Source organism: Paenibacillus sp. FJAT-26967 (assembly GCF_001541095.1).
GTDB lineage: Bacteria > Bacillota > Bacilli > Paenibacillales > NBRC-103111 > Paenibacillus_F.
This window is the reverse complement of the sequence record NZ_LMXH01000009.1, coordinates 58,476-75,859: the sequence shown is the minus strand read 5'-3', so window position 1 is coordinate 75,859 and position 17,384 is coordinate 58,476. Positions and strand designations below refer to the sequence as shown.

Annotated in this window: 16 protein-coding genes and 5 tRNA genes; 7 read left to right on the top strand and 14 right to left on the bottom strand. The window is 49.5% G+C overall.

Annotation, left to right across the window (positions count from 1 at the left end):
- Window positions 1-636: 636 nt before the first annotated feature.
- The 5 genes from AR333_RS22310 to AR333_RS22290 all read left to right on the top strand — a co-directional run bounded on the left by AR333_RS22310 (window position 637) and on the right by AR333_RS22290 (window position 4,818).
- Window positions 637-1,158: a DUF2179 domain-containing protein gene (locus AR333_RS22310; RefSeq protein WP_068777576.1), complete on the top strand. Its 522-nt coding sequence runs from the start codon at window positions 637-639 to the stop codon at window positions 1,156-1,158.
- 111 nt (window positions 1,159-1,269) lie between these two features.
- On the top strand, window positions 1,270-2,490 hold the full coding sequence (locus AR333_RS22305) for an ABC transporter ATP-binding protein (RefSeq protein WP_068777575.1): 1,221 nt from the start codon (window positions 1,270-1,272) through the stop codon (window positions 2,488-2,490).
- On the top strand, window positions 2,490-3,158 hold the full coding sequence (locus AR333_RS22300) for an ABC transporter permease (RefSeq protein ID WP_068777574.1): 669 nt from the start codon (window positions 2,490-2,492) through the stop codon (window positions 3,156-3,158). The genes AR333_RS22305 and AR333_RS22300 overlap by 1 nt, the downstream gene beginning before the upstream one ends.
- A gap of 93 nt (window positions 3,159-3,251) precedes the next feature.
- On the top strand, window positions 3,252-4,151 hold the full coding sequence (locus AR333_RS22295) for a glycine betaine ABC transporter substrate-binding protein (protein ID WP_068777573.1): 900 nt from the start codon (window positions 3,252-3,254) through the stop codon (window positions 4,149-4,151).
- Between the two features lie 37 nt (window positions 4,152-4,188).
- Window positions 4,189-4,818: an ABC transporter permease gene (locus tag AR333_RS22290; protein ID WP_068777572.1), complete on the top strand. Its 630-nt coding sequence runs from the start codon at window positions 4,189-4,191 to the stop codon at window positions 4,816-4,818.
- Between the two features lie 157 nt (window positions 4,819-4,975).
- Here AR333_RS22290 and AR333_RS22285 read toward each other — a convergent pair whose 3' ends face one another.
- From AR333_RS22285 to AR333_RS22250, 8 genes are all read right to left on the bottom strand, one after another.
- Window positions 4,976-5,392 (bottom strand): pyridoxamine 5'-phosphate oxidase family protein, encoded by a 417-nt coding sequence (locus AR333_RS22285; RefSeq protein ID WP_068777571.1) that lies wholly within the window; start codon window positions 5,390-5,392, stop codon window positions 4,976-4,978.
- A 130-nt stretch (window positions 5,393-5,522) separates the two neighbouring features.
- Window positions 5,523-7,145 (bottom strand): triacylglycerol lipase, encoded by a 1,623-nt coding sequence (locus tag AR333_RS22280; RefSeq protein ID WP_068777570.1) that lies wholly within the window; start codon window positions 7,143-7,145, stop codon window positions 5,523-5,525.
- Window positions 7,146-7,548: 403 nt separating this feature from the next.
- Window positions 7,549-7,630: transfer RNA gene (locus AR333_RS22275), tRNA-Leu, on the bottom strand.
- A gap of 17 nt (window positions 7,631-7,647) precedes the next feature.
- Window positions 7,648-7,720: transfer RNA gene (locus AR333_RS22270), tRNA-Lys, on the bottom strand.
- Between the two features lie 3 nt (window positions 7,721-7,723).
- Window positions 7,724-7,798: transfer RNA gene (locus tag AR333_RS22265), tRNA-Glu, on the bottom strand.
- Between the two features lie 160 nt (window positions 7,799-7,958).
- Window positions 7,959-8,050, bottom strand: a tRNA-Ser gene (locus AR333_RS22260).
- A gap of 9 nt (window positions 8,051-8,059) precedes the next feature.
- A tRNA-Asn gene (locus AR333_RS22255) sits at window positions 8,060-8,135 on the bottom strand.
- 18 nt (window positions 8,136-8,153) lie between these two features.
- A complete protein-coding gene (locus tag AR333_RS22250) occupies window positions 8,154-8,627 on the bottom strand; it encodes a SprT family protein (RefSeq protein WP_068777569.1) in 474 nt (157 codons plus the stop codon).
- A 153-nt stretch (window positions 8,628-8,780) separates the two neighbouring features.
- Between AR333_RS22250 and AR333_RS22245 the strand changes: the two genes are divergently transcribed.
- Together AR333_RS22245 and cmpA are read left to right on the top strand one after the other, a co-directional pair.
- Window positions 8,781-9,146, top strand: coding sequence for a hydrolase/acyltransferase (locus AR333_RS22245; RefSeq protein WP_068777568.1), 366 nt, complete (start codon window positions 8,781-8,783; stop codon window positions 9,144-9,146).
- Window positions 9,147-9,233: 87 nt separating this feature from the next.
- On the top strand, window positions 9,234-9,380 hold the full coding sequence (gene cmpA, locus AR333_RS24820; RefSeq protein ID WP_156430991.1) for a cortex morphogenetic protein CmpA: 147 nt from the start codon (window positions 9,234-9,236) through the stop codon (window positions 9,378-9,380).
- Between the two features lie 81 nt (window positions 9,381-9,461).
- Here cmpA and nagZ read toward each other — a convergent pair whose 3' ends face one another.
- The 6 genes from nagZ to AR333_RS22215 form a co-directional block, all read right to left on the bottom strand.
- Window positions 9,462-10,730: a beta-N-acetylhexosaminidase gene (gene nagZ / locus AR333_RS22240; protein WP_253735950.1), complete on the bottom strand. Its 1,269-nt coding sequence runs from the start codon at window positions 10,728-10,730 to the stop codon at window positions 9,462-9,464.
- Between the two features lie 261 nt (window positions 10,731-10,991).
- Window positions 10,992-13,229: a Tex family protein gene (locus tag AR333_RS22235; protein WP_068777567.1), complete on the bottom strand. Its 2,238-nt coding sequence runs from the start codon at window positions 13,227-13,229 to the stop codon at window positions 10,992-10,994.
- Between the two features lie 169 nt (window positions 13,230-13,398).
- A complete protein-coding gene (locus tag AR333_RS22230) occupies window positions 13,399-13,749 on the bottom strand; it encodes a type II toxin-antitoxin system PemK/MazF family toxin (RefSeq protein WP_009675190.1) in 351 nt (116 codons plus the stop codon).
- 3 nt (window positions 13,750-13,752) lie between these two features.
- The gene (locus tag AR333_RS22225; protein WP_036740450.1) at window positions 13,753-14,034 is read right to left on the bottom strand and encodes a CopG family ribbon-helix-helix protein; all 282 of its coding nucleotides are present in this window, start codon (window positions 14,032-14,034) and stop codon (window positions 13,753-13,755) included.
- Between the two features lie 207 nt (window positions 14,035-14,241).
- Window positions 14,242-15,450, bottom strand: coding sequence for an alanine racemase (gene alr / locus AR333_RS22220; protein ID WP_068777581.1), 1,209 nt, complete (start codon window positions 15,448-15,450; stop codon window positions 14,242-14,244).
- 197 nt (window positions 15,451-15,647) lie between these two features.
- The gene (locus tag AR333_RS22215; protein WP_068777566.1) at window positions 15,648-17,096 is read right to left on the bottom strand and encodes a DUF4367 domain-containing protein; all 1,449 of its coding nucleotides are present in this window, start codon (window positions 17,094-17,096) and stop codon (window positions 15,648-15,650) included.
- Between the last annotated feature and the right edge of the window lie 288 nt (window positions 17,097-17,384).

Here is a 17,384-nt window from a genome sequence, read left to right as displayed (position 1 = left end):
CTCAAAAAGTTAATGCTGACGAGAATTTCTTCTCTGTTTAGCGTCCTGATTGCTCAAGACGTTTCAATCACTCGTTGTTCAGTTTTCAAAGGACAATCTCTTGCGTGTTACTCATTTGTACCGGCGTTTCTCTCGGCCGGAATTTCATTCTAACACATGCATTCGATCATTGCAAGCATTATTTCTAACATCATTTTTGTAAGTAATCTCACATGAACTTGTCATCGCTGTTATTTCTAACGGCCGAAAACTAATATATCACATAAGTTGTAAGCTTACAAGCACTTTTTTTCACTGCCTCTCAACGGGCAGAAACTTAATATACCACGCTGCCCCCCTACAATCAATAGCAATATTATACATGATGTCTTATCAAGCTTTCACCTTAATCAACCTCTGAATAGTTTAGTCCCTTTTCAGCAATGTTAAACATAAAACGTTACTAATTCTAGATAATCGCAAACCTGTTTATTCTGATTGGGCCGACCCAATATCCATATCGTTTATAAGCTTTCTATACTTTCTAATATGAAGATATAAAGGCACAAAGACAGCAGCATAAATTCGATTACTTGTAGATTGGGTAATACAAGGGATACTTAAGCGCAAGACCACCATAGAAGGGAGTCTACAACCTTGATCAGCGCCCAAACTGTCCTAACTATTATTGTTATCAATATCGCTTATGTATCATTATCAACAATCCGCATGATCCTTGTCATGAAAGCAAGAAAAGTACTTGCTACTGTAATCAGTACGGTTGAAATCTTTATTTATTTGATGGGTCTTAATATTGTACTGAGTAATATCGACGATCCGCTGAACATCATCGCTTACTGTCTCGGTTGGGGCGCGGGCGTGTGGCTCGGCATTCGTATTGAAGGCTGGCTCGCCCTCGGCTACACCACCTTGCAGATAGTGGTGGACTATACCGAAACGAAACTGCCGGACACTCTTAGAGCCAAAGGCTACGGCGTCACCCACTGGGTTGCCGAGGGCAGAGACGGACCGCGCCTTGTTATGCAGGTTCTGGCCAAACGCTCTCTGGAGAAAAAACTGCTTCTTATCCTTCAGGAGCATGCTCCCAAGGCTTTTGTCATTTCTTATGAACCCCGTTTCTTCAAAGGCGGCTTCTGGACTCGTCGTATGAATCCTTAAATTGGGTTTTATTACATGTTTCAATAGGAAGCGTTCTTGTTTACTTAACGTGTTACATAAAGAGCCATACGAATACTTCATGTATTTTACAGAAAAGGGGTCCTGCATATAATGATTCGCTTGGAAGGTGTCAGCAAAAGATATGACGATGGATTCGTCGCGCTTAAAAATTTGAATCTCGAGTTTGCCCAGGGAGAACTGCATGTCCTGATCGGTCCCAGCGGCTGCGGTAAATCAACAACTATGAAGCTGATTAACCGGCTGATTAATCCTTCGGAAGGCAAAGTTACCATTAAGGGGAAAGATATCTCCCAAGAAGACCCTGTCGAACTACGACGCAATATAGGCTATGTGATACAAAACATCGGTTTGTTTCCCCATATGACGATTGCACGCAATGTAGCTGTCGTGCCTAAACTCCTAAAGTGGGATCAAGAACGGATTGATAAACGGGTGAACGAACTTTTGGACCTGGTCTCGTTAAATCCCGAAACTTACCGCAACCGTTATCCTTCCGAGCTTAGCGGCGGACAGCAGCAAAGAATCGGTGTCATCCGCGCCTTCGCCGCCGAACCGGATATCATTCTGATGGATGAACCTTTCAGCGCACTTGATCCGATATCCCGCGAACAGCTTCAGGATGAATTAATCCGGCTGCAGCAGGAGTTGAAAAAGACGATTATTTTCGTGACCCACGATATGGACGAAGCCATTAAAATCGCCGATAACATCGTACTGATGAAAGACGGAGAAGTTGTCCAGCACGGACGTCCCGAGCATATCCTCCGTTATCCGGCCAATGAATTCGTCAAAACCTTTGTCGGCAAACAGCGTCTTCACGGATCCGGGGGAATGGATGAAATCCCGACGGTAGATGAAGTAATGGCCGAGCACCCGGTAACGGCCTACCCTACACGCGGATTAGCCGAAGCTATCAAAATCATGGAGAAAAACCGCGTCGATTCGCTTTTAATTGTAGACCGGCAGAACCGTTTAATCGGTGCCGCGTCTATTTTCCAGGTATTGAACAAGTACCGGCAAGAAAATATGACGCTCGCGGATGTTACGAAGCCGTTTCTGCACACAGTGCTAGCAGGCACTTCTTTATCGATTGCGATCCAGATGATGAACGAGCACAACCTTCCTTATATTCCGGTAGTCCGCGAGGACGGTAAATTCGCCGGGCTTGTGACTAAAGGCAGCGTTGTACGTCATCTTGCCGAGGTGTATACGCCTGATGAAGAAGAATCCCCTCCGGATAATGAACCGGAACTCGATTCTTCCGCGGACGGCGGGCCGGAGGTTCCAGTCACCAGCGGCGGAGGTGCGTAATGAATTTTCTAAGCGATTATATACAATTTCTCACTGACCGTATGCCGGATATCCTCGTTGCATTTCGTGAGCATCTCATCATTTCTTTCGTATCGGTGGCACTCGGCTGTCTGGTTGCGATACCGATAGGGATAATTCTGGCAGGAAACCGTATAAAATTTGTGAATTCGATTGTGTTTGCTTTATCTAATTTACTCCAAACCATTCCGAGTCTGGCGCTTCTGGCCATCCTCATTCCTTTAATCGGAGTCGGCATGAAACCGGCGATCATCGCTTTGTTTCTCTATTCGTTAATGCCGATTATGCGTAATACGTTTACCGGTTTTCAATCGGTGAACCCGAGTTTACTCGAAGCCGCCCGCGGAATGGGTTACAGCAGAATACAGCGGCTGGTGAACATCCAGCTTCCACTCTCTCTCCCGTACATTATGTCCGGCATTCGTGTAACGACTGTGTATATTATCAGTTGGGCCACCCTGGCTACTTTAATCGGCGCAGGCGGTTTGGGTCAATTAATCGTAGCCGGAATGGGTGTTAACAAGAAGGAATTGATTTTCACGGGCGCTATTCTAGCTGTCATTCTGGCTCTGATTGCTGATTTCCTGCTCGGAGTAATCGAAAAATGGCTGACAGCCCGCGTGAAATCTCCCGGAGTAAAGCCAGCGTGATGCAGAAAAAGCATTATATAATAGAAATAAATTTCCAGGTGAATCACTATAAAAACTACTAGATACTTGGGAATCCAGTAAAGGGGATTATGCATGAAACGTGTGAGGAGACGCATACTCGGAACCATCTTACTCGCTTCAGTCATTGTTTCTGCAAGCGGGTGCGGCAAAGGAGATACGATTCTGATTGGAACACAGACCTACTCCGAGCCGAAAATCATCGCCCAAATGTACAGATTATTGATCGAAGACCGCACGGATCTGAAGGTGGATGTCTTACCCGATCTGGCTTCCAGTGCCGTCATTATTGATGCGATGAAGAAAGACGATATTCAAATAGCGACGCTGTATACAGGCGAGCTGCTCAATAAACATTTTCCGCTTGAAGAAAAAGTGCGTTCACGGGATGAATTTCTAGCCGATGCGCAAGCAGGATTTGATAAATATTTCAATTTCAAATGGTTTAATCCTTATGGATTTGAAAACACATATGCTTTTACGGTGCGCAAAGAGTTGGCAGATGAAAAGGGATGGAAGAAAATCTCGGATCTGAAGAATGACGCAGGAACTATCAAACTCGGAGTAGACACAACGTGGCTGGAAAGAGAAAGCGATGGCTATAAGGCTTTCGCCAAACATTATGGCCTTGAATTCGGTAATACGCTCCCCATGGAAGTCGCTCTCGTCTATAGCGCGGTTGCCAGTAAAGAAGTAGATATTGTTTTGGCCTATTCGACGGATGCAAGACTCAAGGAGTACAATCTCGTTACACTGGAGGATGATAAACAATTCTTCCCGCCTTATGACGGATCTCCGGTAGTCAAAAAAGAGCTTTTAGCTAAATATCCCGAATTAAATGAAATTATGGAACTGTTAATCGGAAAAATTGATGCAAAAACGATGATTGATCTCAATTATGAGGTCGATGTAAAGAAGCGTAATGAGAAAAAAGTAGCTGAAGATTACTTGAAAAAGGTCGGGCTGCTGAAATAACCGTGGATCGGAAAGTCATTGTTAAGGGGATATGCATATGCAGCTTTTCTTTGAATATATAGGTGAAAATTGGGTCGATCTGCTTGGACTAACCTATGATCACATCGTCATGGTCGCGCTGGGCATTCTCATGGCACTAGTCGTGGGAGTACCGCTAGGCGTACTAGCCGCACGTAATCGGCGGCTGGGCTCGGTCATCCTGACCTCAGCGAACGTCGTACAGGTATTCCCCAGTCTCGCCCTGCTTGTCCTGCTGATGATTGTATTCGGCCTCGGGTTCACGACTGTCGTAGTCGGACTCTTCCTTTACTCGCTGATGCCGATCATCCGCAACACTTATGTCGGGCTGACCCAAGTCAATCCCGCCATTTCGGAAGCTGGACGCGGGGTAGGCATGAGCCCGCTGCAGCTGCTGCTGAAAGTACAGCTGCCGTTATCGCTGCCGTTCATCGCAACCGGAGTGAGAGTAGCGGCCGTCATTGCGATCGGGGTAGCGACTATTGCCCCGCTAATCGGCGGGGGCGGACTCGGCCGGGAGATTTATTCCGGCATCAACATGGATAACCCGGCCCGGCTCTATGCGGGCGCTATTCCCGCTGCACTGCTCGCTCTGCTGACGGACTTCCTGCTGGGCTGGGCACAAAAGAGAATGAATCTGAGCCGATAATTCGGACAGGACGATAAAAAGGCAAAGTCACTTACGTTATATGACTTTGCCTTTTTTGCAGCTTCCACGCATATAAAATGCCGAATGTCCTTTAACAAGGAACATTCGGCATTTATCGTTGTATGCGAAGGTTATGAATCCGTCAAGACTTCCGGCGCTAAGCCTGCCAAATCTGCGGATCGTCATATCCTTGTATATATTCGATCTGGATAGGTTTGATCTCAAGAATCACATAATTCGGATCATGAGGACCGTCAAACCATTCTTTGAGGTCATCCCGCCACACTTTCTCCCTCAAACTATCATTACTGCTGACTGTCGCTTGCGCCTCAATCTGGAGGATCTCCTTGGATGGTTTACCGTCAAATCCGACAAGGATATGTACATTAGGATTGTCCTTCAGTTCATCAACCTTATCTGTTTTGCGGTTAGTCGCCAAGTAAATCGTCAATCCTTCGTGAAATAAAGCCATATAACGAACACGAGGTTTGCCGTTATCTACAGTAGCGAACGAACACACCTCATTTTGATCCAAAACAGCTTCGATTTTCTTTCCCAGTTCTTGATTCGACATTCCTAAACAGCTCCTTTCAATTCAACACGTCTACTTATATAGATTACCCGAAAGAAGGGAATGCCAAACGAAACCGCGGATAAGCATCCAAGCCAAAGGATCTTGTAAGCCGATAATTAAATAAAAAGAACTAGTCCAATTTACCGCTCGCATCCGTCACTGCAAAGTTGTAATTGACCGAACGCGTAACGGCCTCGTCACGTTCGTTCAAACCGTTAATGTCAAAAGACAGATTATAAACCCCGGGCTCAGTCGGCACCTGGAAATTTACCTGCACATCACCTTTAACCGTATCTACGTTCAATTCATTAATTTTCTGAATAGCATGGGCGGCATTCGTCTTCCCCGCTCTAGTTAGTGTCGCTTTGTTCTTACTGCCCCCTGTGCCGCCTCCTGCATCCCACTTTTTAACTCCATTAAAGCCTACGGAGACACTGGCACTCTCGCCTTTCCGGAAAAGCTTACGGGGTGATTTAATCTGCCCCTTGATCTTCCCTTCAGGACGGGCAAGCATAAAATAGGCATCCCCGCTTCCGGACATCTCAAGGTTCCATTCGCCCTTCTCCGGCCGTTCTAACGAAAAATTATGATGAACCGCCCCTGCGAACAGAGCTTCTTCGTCTCCTTCAGGCTTCCCAGGTTGAAGGTCATGCCGGACTCCTGACGGACTGATCAGTGTAATCTTGGTTTGGTCGGAAGCTGTCAGCACATCCATGACTAAATTTGATAGCCCGCTTTCAAGCGGGAACGTCTCGGTTACACGCTGGCCCTGAAGCGAACCGCCCCGCAGGATGAAAGAAGTGTTCTCCTCCGCCCCGCCCGGTCTAGCGGGCAAATTCTCAGATGCTAAGGCAGATCCTGAAGCCATAGATGCAGAGGCGGCCCCCAGTGCCAGCTTCGGTTTCACCAGACTCCAGGTCTGCGAAGCATTTCTCATCGCACTATGAGAAATATTCTTGGTGAAATTCGGGATCCCGTACGGCAGCCCCATTGCCGAGGCAACGCTTACCAACCCGTCATCTTCACCCGGGAGGACCGCATGAGCGAACCAAGTCGAAGAAAACCAGCCGTCATCTCCCTCTCCCCCGGACATATACGTTTTGGTCAGCGCATTCTCGGGGCGACTGTCCGTCTGGGAGCGATAAGTAGCCATATAGGAAGTTTGTAAGGAATATACCGCCTCATCTTTCTTATCCAAAAGCTCAGCGAGCCAGCTTGTCCAGCTGCTGTATGCCATATCCGCCACTTCAGATCCTTTGTTAGGTGTCGAGAGCTGATGGACTACATTCACGTATGGAGCCGCGCCATAATGAACCAGCGCCGTCTGCGTATCGATACCTCCTTTGGAGTGCGCAATGATGTTAATTTTGGGCACCCCGTAATAAGCTGCGACCTTTTTGATTACTTCCGCCAGCTTAGGTCCGTTGGTCCACATGTTACCGCCTGTTCCGTCCGAGTCTTTCAACTGGACAAAAGCTGTCCGGTAGCCCGCATTGTAGGCGGCATCATAATAGGAGTCTGTCTTGGTCCAGGTTGTGTAATTGGAATGCAGACCTTGAACAAATAAAATGACCGGCTTGTCGCTTGAAGCTTGGGGAGGTACAGCTCCCGTATACCAATCTCCAAAATTTGCGCTCGGGTTGTCATTATGAAGAACCGGAGCAGGTGCTGCTGCGTTCACCGCAGAGGAGCAGAGCAGAGCTGTTACCAAGCAAATAGCGGATGCCACTCGAAACCGGACGTGCTGAACCATTATAAAACCTCCTTATGATGGGGTTGTCTTTCTCTATCATCATAGGGGATATTCCAATAAAAGGGTACAAATTTTATGTTAAAATTTGGATAAATATTGATTCGTTTACATTTCAGGATTCTGTACTCTAATTCTATTTCTAATTCTAATTCTAATTCCAGGTTTGTCTTAAATCTGCCGGTGTCGAATGCATACTAGATAGTAGATGTCTTCTCTCGACATGAAATCCATTCATTCTAAATCACTTTCCTACCTTTCGATATTTCTCGGGAAATAATAGGCAGCTGACACTCCGTAGCAATAGTATGCCGCTGTCGACCATAAGCAGCTAACTACGGCCTCTTTGTCAAATAAAGATATAACAAAAAGACCCCTACATATTGTAAGGATCTCTTCGTTCTGATGCGGTCGGAGGGATTTGAACCCTCACGCCCATTGGGCACTACCCCCTCAAGATAGCGTGTCTGCCGTTCCACCACGACCGCGTATGACACTATAAAAGTGAGCCATGAAGGACTCGAACCTTCGACACCCTGATTAAAAGTCAGGTGCTCTACCAACTGAGCTAATGGCTCTCATGGTGACCCGTAGGGGATTCGAACCCCTGTTACCTCCGTGAAAGGGAGGTGTCTTAACCCCTTGACCAACGGGCCTTGTCGAACTATAAAATGAGGTGTCGTTTTGACGACATTTGTTATTATAGCGTAAGCTTTCTAAATTGACAAGCACAAAATTAAACTAATTTCTGGACCATTAACGAGATAAAAAACTAAAAAAGCTGCTCCGGAGAGCAGCTTGTTAAGTGCTAATTAATGGCGGAGAGAGAGGGATTCGAACCCTCGCACCACTTACGCAGTCTAACCCCTTAGCAGAGGGTCCCCTTATAGCCACTTGGGTATCTCTCCAAAAAAATATGGCTCCCCGAACAGGACTCGAACCTGTGACAACTCGATTAACAGTCGAGTGCTCTACCAACTGAGCTATCAGGGAAGGACAATAACTAATTTATCATGAACCTTTTGTAATGTCAAGCGTATAACTCATTAATTTTCCTCTGCATTTACCGCAAGAATATTTGCGCACATCGACCTTCCTTTTCCTGTAATATTCCGCCTTGCAATTCATACATTCGAGCCTATACCGGTAAGGGATAGGCTTCCTGGTCTGAGGCAAAGCCCGGCAGAATCTGGTCCCTCCTACACGCTTGAGAAGAATTTTAAAATCGGCATCCCTGTGCTGAAAGCCTTTTTTCTGAAGATGCAGATGATAGTGGCACAACTCGTGCTTGATGATCTTCTCCACGTCGTCCCGCCCGTAGTTTACCCATTGGTGCCAGCTGATTTCTATATCGTGGGATTTCGTGAAATATCGTCCGCCGGTAGCGTGAAGACGCTTATTAAACCTCGCCCGGTGAAGGAAGGGCCAGCCGAACGATTGTAAAGAAATCTGCTCTACCCACTGCTGCAGAAGTTGATCGTCCATCTATATCCGCCTCCTCTCTCCCCGTTCACGGGTTGGTATGAATGATAAGATGCCGCAATTGCAGACAAGTCTCTCTTGAATTTGTACCTAATGTACCGCTATACTGTCAAGTAGTAAACGAGAACGTGAATGCAAGAGAGGAGCAACACCGCCATGTCGAATAGCGCTATGAGATATGCTATTTTGAAGCTGAATGACTCACTTGAGTTTGTCGAAATGCCCGGTACGCATATGTACCAGCTGACTGCCCTGAACCGCCGTCTTCACAAAGAAATCGAAAAGCTGACCGCGCATAATGTGCCGGCACTTCCATCTGTAATCGCGGAATGCGACAACCTGGAGCTCGTCAGCACTTCCTATACGGTTACCGGCGGACTGGATTACATCAATAAGCTCGAGACGACCTTCGCGGCGATTAAGGAATCCGCGTATCCCCTTATTTCTCTTCTTACGGAAATCCGCGCACTTCAGGCCCAACTGGAACAGTGGTACGAGGAGTACGAAGAAGAAAACGTATAGTCGGCCGCATAAAAACGAACCGGACCTGCACACTGCGGGCATCCGCCCCATATGCTGTAAGTAGTCAGGCAGGAAGGGGATGGCTTTATGCCGCAATGGCTTTGTAATCAGCTGATGCGAGCGTTTCAGAACAAGAACCCTCGGCAGATTCGTCTGCTTAACGACAGCTGGTTTTTTTACCGGACACGAAGATCCCCCGCAGAGCTTTCGGGATCATTTGAAAAAAGCAGGTAAACCCGCGCTATGCGGGTTTACCTGCTTTTTTATCGCCGATATATCCAAGCTGGTTCTAGTACCTGCCGTTAATACATAGGGCTAACGCTTATATTTATCCAGTGTCTGCCGAATCTCGGTATTGAGCTTCTGCACATCCGGCGTCTTTGTTTCCGTATCGCTGAGCGTATACTTGTATTTGAGCTTAAGAACGCGGTATACGCTTTCGTCTATACGATTCTCCGATAGTTTACCATTCCGGACGGCTTCTCTCAGCGCTTCAATAACTTGTATCGTATTCCCGTATTCATGGCACACCAGCACGACATCTGTACCGGCCATTACCGATTGAACAGCAGCCTCTCCGATGCCGTAATTCTTCATGATGGCCCCCATCGTTAAATCGTCGGTAAAAATAACACCGCCAAAATTCATTTCCTTGCGGAGCAGACCGCTGACAACAGCCGGGGACAGAGAAGCCGGGTAAGTCTTGTCCAGCTTCGGAAGCAGAATGTGTGCAACCATCGCCGCATCGGCGCCGGACTTAAAGGCTTGGGCAAACGGAGCCAGTTCAAAAGAACGCAATCGTTCTAAATCGTAGTTCACCACCGGCAGGCCGATGTGTGAATCAACCGATGTATCGCCATGTCCCGGGAAATGCTTGACCACCGGAATGATTTTTTGAGAGGCGAGTCCTTTCATCGTTTCGACACCCATATTCCCGACTAGTTCCGGTGTGGTTCCGTAGGAACGGTTCCCGATAACCGGATTATCCGGGTTGCTGTTTATATCAAGTACCGGTGCATAGTTCAAATTAAATCCGAGGGCGCTGATTTCTTTGGCAAGCACATTTCCTACGTCTGCTGCCATACGGTTATCCTTCGTTTTGCCCACCACCTGCATAGCAGGAACATCGGCAAAACTATCCGGCATTCGGCTTACACGCCCGCCTTCTTCATCGACACTGAGAAAAAGAGGGATTTTGCCTCCAGCTTCTGCGTTAACCGTCTTAAGGGAATTAAGGAACGTGACCGTCTGGCCGGCACTCGCAATATTCGGTTTGAACAAGATAAAACCGCCAACGCGGTACGTATCAATCAGCTCACGCGCATGCTCATCCATCTGTACGCCATCTACGCCACTGATGACAAGCTGGCCAATCTTCTGCTCAATTGTCATGTCCGCCATCATCTCTTTGAGCGGATCCTCTGCAGTAGGCACCGGCGTCTGCTGCGGTTCCGAACTTCTGACCGGCACAGGAGTGCCGCTGCCCTCAGGCGCCTTGCTCAAGAAACCACAGCTTGTAGCTGTTAAGAGCAGGATGAACATCAGGAGAACTCTTCCTCTGTTCCATACTCGTGAATCATTCATATGTAATCCCTCCGCTCCAATGGAAACGCCCTCAGAATTGGCGGGTCCCTTGCCTGCAAGACATAAAAGAATCTATAAAAACTTATTAGCTGGCAAAGAGCCGCCTCGCAGCGTGTATACTGCGGGACGTCTTCCGTTTCTGGTTTTGCCATATTCACGAAGTGTTATTCTCTAAGCCGTAAAATTCCTTCCATGTAGCAAAAGACCTCAAGTCATCTGTAAGGATCTTGAGGTCTCATCACTAACTTCACTAAAATAAGCTTATTGGGGCTGCTTCATGGTCAAACCGACCCGGCCCTTCTTCACATCCACATTCAGAACCCAAACCGTAACATGATCTCCTACCGATACTACATCCATCGGGTGTTTAACGAACCGGTCGCTGAGCTGCGAAATATGGACAAGCCCGTCGCTTTTGATTCCGATATCGACGAATGCCCCGAAGTCGATAACGTTGCGCACCGTTCCCTGCAGCTCCATCCCCGGCTTCAGATCTTCAATCTGCAGCACATCGGTGCGGAAAATCGGCGTGCCCAGCTCTTCGCGCGGATCACGGCCCGGACGCTGGAGGCTGTCCAGAATATCCCGCAGCGTCGGTATGCCGATGCCCAGTTTCGGCGCAAGCTCTTCCGGCTCCTGCTGATGCAGAAGATCCTTCAGCTGCGCGGATCCGATCCCGGCGAGCTCTTGCTTCAGCTCAGCCAGCAGCTTGTCCACCACGTCGTAGGACTCGGGGTGGATCGGCGTGTTGTCGAGCGGGTTGCCGCTTTCCGACACGCGGAGGAATCCGATACACTGCTCGTAGGTCTTCGCGCCAAGGCGGGGAACCTTCTGCAGCTCTTTGCGGCTGCCGAACTTCCCGTTCTCCTCGCGGTACTTCACGATGTTCTTCGCAATCGTGCTGTTAATGCCGGAGACGTAGGAGAGCAGCGACGGCGATGCGGTATTCACGTCGACGCCGACGTGGTTAACCGCGGATTCGACGACGGCTTTGAGGCTCTCGTCGAGATGCTTCTGCGAGACGTCGTGCTGATACTGGCCGACGCCGATCGCCTTCGGCTCGATCTTCACCAGCTCCGCCAGCGGGTCCTGCAGGCGGCGCGCAATCGAGATGGCGCTGCGCTCAGCGACATCCAGGTCCGGGAACTCCGTCTGCGCCAGCTTAGATGCGGAGTACACGCTTGCGCCCGCTTCGTTCACGATCAGGTACTTCAGCTTGCGCGACTTCAGCTCGCTGATGAGATCCGCGACGAACTGCTCGGTCTCACGCGAAGCGGTCCCGTTGCCGATGACGATCAGGCTGACATCGTACGCATCGATCAAACGGCGGAAAGCAGCCTTCGCTTCGGCAACTTTGTTGTTCGGCGGCGTCGGATACGTCACCGTAACCTCAAGCATTTTGCCCGTGTCGTCGACAACGGCAAGCTTGCAGCCGGTACGGTACGCCGGATCGACGCCAAGCACGGTCTGGCCCTTCACGGGCGCCTGAAGCAGGAGATTACGCAGATTCGCCGCAAAAATCTGAATCGCGTGCGTCTCCGCCCGCTCCGTCAGTTCCCCGCGCACTTCCCTTTCGATGGAAGGCGCGATAAGACGTTTATAAGCGTCCTCCACAGCCGCTTCAAGAACATTCCGGGTTACGGAAGGCCCCTGAATGATCTGTCTGCCGATGAATTCATGAATTCGCTCGGCGGGCACGTCCAGTGCAACCTTGAGCACATCTTCGCGTTCACCGCGGTTAATAGCAAGCGTACGGTGCGGCGGCATTTTTTTGAGAGGTTCCTGGTAGCTGTAATACATCTCGTAAACCGACTCTTCTTCTTTCTTCTTAGCCTCTGTACGCAAAATAGCGTGATCCTGTGTAAATTTACGCGCCCAGGCACGGATCTTGGCATCATCCGCCAACTGTTCGGCTACAATGTCCATCGCACCTTGAATAGCTTCGTCAGCAGAATTCACACCCTTCTCTTCATTCACAAAGCGCTGGGCTTCATCCTGCAGAGAACCTTGTCCCGGCTGCTTGAGCAAATATTTGGCAAGCGGCTCAAGTCCTTTTTCTTTAGCGACACTCGCGCGCGTCTTGCGTTTTTGACGATAAGGACGGTACAGATCCTCAAGCTCTTGAAGCTTCGCCGCCGCTTCGATTGCCTTTTGCAGTTCCTCTGTAAGCTTATCCTGCTCGTCGATCAGACGAAGCACCTCAAGTTTGCGGTCTTCCAGGTTGCGCAAGTAATTCAAGCGTTCTTCAATATCGCGGAGGAAATTCTCATCGAGCTCACCCGTCATTTCTTTCCGGTAACGCGCGATGAATGGAATCGTATTGCCTTCATCCAGCAAACCGACAGTCGTTTGAACCTGTGATGCTTTCAACTGAAGCTCGCCTGCTATTTGTTTCACGATCCGGGCTGCGGTATTCGCCGCTTTTTCTTCCGTGCGTTCGTAACTTTTGGCTGTCGTGCTCTGCGTCTCTTGGCTATTTTGTACATCTGTTTTTACCATTGTCATTCCTCCATGCCATTTGTAGCCTTCATTAGCCCTACCCGTTAATCCGCTAACTTCCACCCTGCCACATTCTTATGAATAAATGAAAAAACGAGGGCAGTAACGGCCCCTCGCTCCTCTTCCATTACGGTTACTACCGCTGCTGTATGCTGCTTGTTTTGCTCGGCTAGAAATCAATCAGACCCACGCTGACTTGCAGCGCTTCATCCACTTTACGCATTGATTCTTCGTCCAAATGCGTAATTTTGTCGGTCAGCCGCTGTTTGTCGATCGTACGGATTTGTTCCAGTAAAATGACAGAATCCCGATCGAAACCGTGCGTCTCTGCATCGATTTCTACGTGCGTCGGTAGCTTCGCTTTCTGAATCTGCGCCGTAATTGCAGCGACGATGACCGTAGGGCTGAAGCGATTGCCGATGTCATTCTGGATAATCAGCACCGGACGAACGCCGCCCTGCTCGGACCCGACAACCGGTGAAAGATCTGCGAAGTACACATCGCCACGTTTAACAATCAAAATTTACACCCCGCTTACTAAGCGTACCAGCGTATTGTCCGCCTCTTCCTCCGCCTGAAAAGCTTCGTCCGCTATCGTTAAATTGATTTTGGCCATTTCCATGTAGCCTTTTTGCATGGATTCGCGAAGGCTGCGCTTTTTGCGTTCAAGCAAATACAGTTTCATGGCCTGGCGAATAAACTCGCTTCGGTTGGAGTTCTCCTTCTCCACAATGCCGTCGACTTCCTGAAGCAGGTTGTCTGGCAAACTGATCATGATCCTCTTCGTGTTATGAGCATTATTCACCGATTTAGCACCCCCAAGAAACATCCGAAAACATTTTACTACCATTATGTCGATGAGGTAGCAAAATTATACTACAAATCAATATATGCGCTGGGTATATCACCTATGCCATACGCTATATGAAACTCTCCATGTAACCTATTCGCGAGGCAGGATGCAAAATCCTGTTTTTGTTCAATGAAAAACTGCTTAAATTTATTAAGCACGTTAAACGCCTCTTGAGAAGTGGCTCCTCTGCAGCGAATTGACCACCTTCACCCGCTGTCCTCCGCTGATATAAATGCGGGGTACCCGGTGAGAAATCATACAGGTTACTTCATAATTAATCGTACCGAGCTTCTCCGCAATTTCATCGGCTGTGATACATTCCTCACCCTGTGAGCCAATGAGCACGACTTCATCGCCAAGCTCCGCTTCCGGTACATCGGTTACGTTAATCATACACTGATCCATACAAATACGGCCGACGACCGGAGCGCGCCTTCCCCGGACCAGCCCATCGGCTTTGCCGCTAAGCAGGCGTGAAAAGCCGTCGGCATAGCCGACTGGCAGTGTTGCAATCTGTTCGTCCCCTTGAGTACGGTAGATTGCGCCATAACTGACTCCCGATCCTTCGGGAAGCGTCTTATGATGGATAATACCCGTCTTGAGACTGAGCACCGGCTTCAGCTCAATACGCTGCTTATCCACTTCCTCTGACGGATAAAGCCCGTACATGCTGATGCCAAGCCGAACCATATTGTAGCTGTAGTCCGGCAGGTCAATAGCCGTTGCACTGTTACCTGAATGGATAAAGGGAATACCCGCCGGAGCCAAAGCGAGAGCTTTGTGTACAATTCTGCTGAATTTATCGTATTGCTTATAGGTATAGGTTTTGTCGGCTTCATCTGCTTTGGCGTAGTGAGTAAACAGGCCTTCCACACGGATTCCGGGCGTGTTCAGTGCTTTCTCGATAAAAGCAATCGCTTCCTCTTCCTCAAAAAGACCGATCCGGCCCATGCCGCTGTCAATTTTGATGTGAATATGGAGGACCTGCCGCGTTCTCGTTTCCTTCTGTGCGGCTGTGTATTCTTCTGCCGCTTCCAGCATCTCATTCGTATACACCGTTAAAGTAATGTCATGCTCAAGCGCAAGCCCTATTCCTCCCACGGGCGTATAGCCGAGCACCAGAATCGGAGCTGTAATGCCAGCATTCCTCAGTTCTATGGCCTCATCCAGGAAAGCAACAGCCAGATAAGTTGCCCCGCACTCCATCACGACTTGAGCCACTTCTACCGCTCCATGACCATAGGCATCTGCCTTAATCACAGCCATAATGTGCATGGAATCAGGTAGGATCCGCCGAAAATTCCCTATGTTGCTGCGGAGCGCGTCCAACGAAATTTCCACATATGTCGGACGATAAAAAGCATCCACGTCTACGTTCACCTTACGTTCACCTTCTCCAATGCTGTACATGGGACAAGGGAGATCCTGCATAAAGACAGGTCTCCCTTCCCTATTTCGGACGGCTTTGCTGCCGCCTCAACCGATAAATTAATGTTAAAGGCTCCGCAGGTTGAAGTCAATTAATTGTTCCGGGCAATATTCCCCATCCAGCGGGGCTGCTGGCTTTACTTGCCCGCTTCTTCCGCAACGGATTGTGCGACTTTGACGAGCTCGTCATGCGGGAGATCTCCTGTGGACAGGCGGAATTCAATGCCGTCATAGGTCCAGGTGAGCGTCTTCTTCTCGTCTCCCGTGATGACTCCCAGCGTATAGCCGAGGTCTACAATGTCACCCGGGAGAATCGATACGGTCTGGGACTGCGGGGCCGTCTCGATCAGCGTATAATTGTAGGTTCCCTTGTAGCGAACCATAATCGCGGTGTTCTCACCCAGCGGGATCTGGCTGATGTCCTGCTGTGCCACGCCTTTAGGCAGGTACGACGGCTCAATCAGCCCGAAGCCTGCGGCAGTGCTGCCGGGAGCCTTCTGATCCGCGCCGGGCAGAGTGGCGGCGGGAGCTGTTCCGCCTACTGCCGTCTTGCCGCTGCCGGCGGTGCCGGCTGCTGCGGTGTCCCCGGCCGCGGCTTTACCGCCAGAAGCAGCTCCCGTCGCTGCTGCGCTTCCCGAAGCCGCCGGCTTCATGTCTGCTCCGGTCTGCCCGGATTCGGCAGCCGGAGTCTTCGCGCTCGTGCCGGTGGTTGCGCCCGTCGCGGCCCACTCTCCAGCGGCTGCCTGCTTACCGCTGTCCGTGCCCGCTGCGGCCGGACCGCTGGCTGCCGGCTGCTTGCCGTCCGCAGCGGAAGCGGCACCCTGCGCTGCTGCGTCCTTACTGCCGGTGGCAGCGGCACCGCTCGTCTCTTTGCCGGCAGCAGCCGTGCTGCCTGCGTCCTTGCTTACTTCCCCGGATGCCGGAGCGGTTTTATCCAGTGATTTCAAATCCCAGCTGGTCATGTTGCGCTGCATGTCGAAATTGTCTTTTTCCAGTTTCTTACCAAACTCAAATTGTGTGAAATCGAGCTTAACGAGTACTTTGGAGCTTGCGTCAGCCACTTCTACCTTCTGAGGCGCCAGACTTTTCTGATCGAGCCATATTTTCTGTCTCGCCATCTGTCCGCTGTTCGGATAATTCGCCAGCACGTCAAACACATAAGAACTGCCGTCCTTCGTAAATTGACGATCGTTGTCCAGCATGATGCTCTGCACTAAGGATTGGTACAAGTAGACCTGTCCCTGATTCTCTGGCCAGTCACTCTGGAACCGGAAACTTTTATGCAGATGAGGCGTTAGGACAAACACCCCATCATCGTTACGCAGAACAACCTGCGTGATGTCTTTTTTCTCATTGGTCAGTGAGATCCGGTAATAATGCGGCTCCTGGTACCAGACTTCCACCTGGTATTCCTGCGGTTCCTGCCCCGTCTGAAGCACCATCCGTCCCGTTCCCTGATAGCTGTCGAGTTTGCCCATCACATGATCCAAATCTTTCACAACTGTTCCTGCATCCTTTTTCCCGCAACCGGCTAGAAGCAATGCTGCACTCATCACGATGGCAAGTATCCATGTGACCCGACGCATATCATCATCCCCTCATCCTAAAAAATGTACTGATACATCTCTATGTGGGGACTTGGCCAATTATGCGGACTAGTTTGACGAGCCTGGGGCTTGATTTCATCAGCTGAGACAAGCTCGCCCATTCATTACCTGCCCTATCCCGTTCATCTTCCTTTTTGGAAGTTATTCGAAAATTGTTATAGCACGAACTGGTTTAGACCGCAGTTAGGCACGGTTTTGTGAACGGGCAGTAGTTGAACTATACTAGAAGGCATAGATCGTCCATTACTCAACCATCAAAGGAGACTA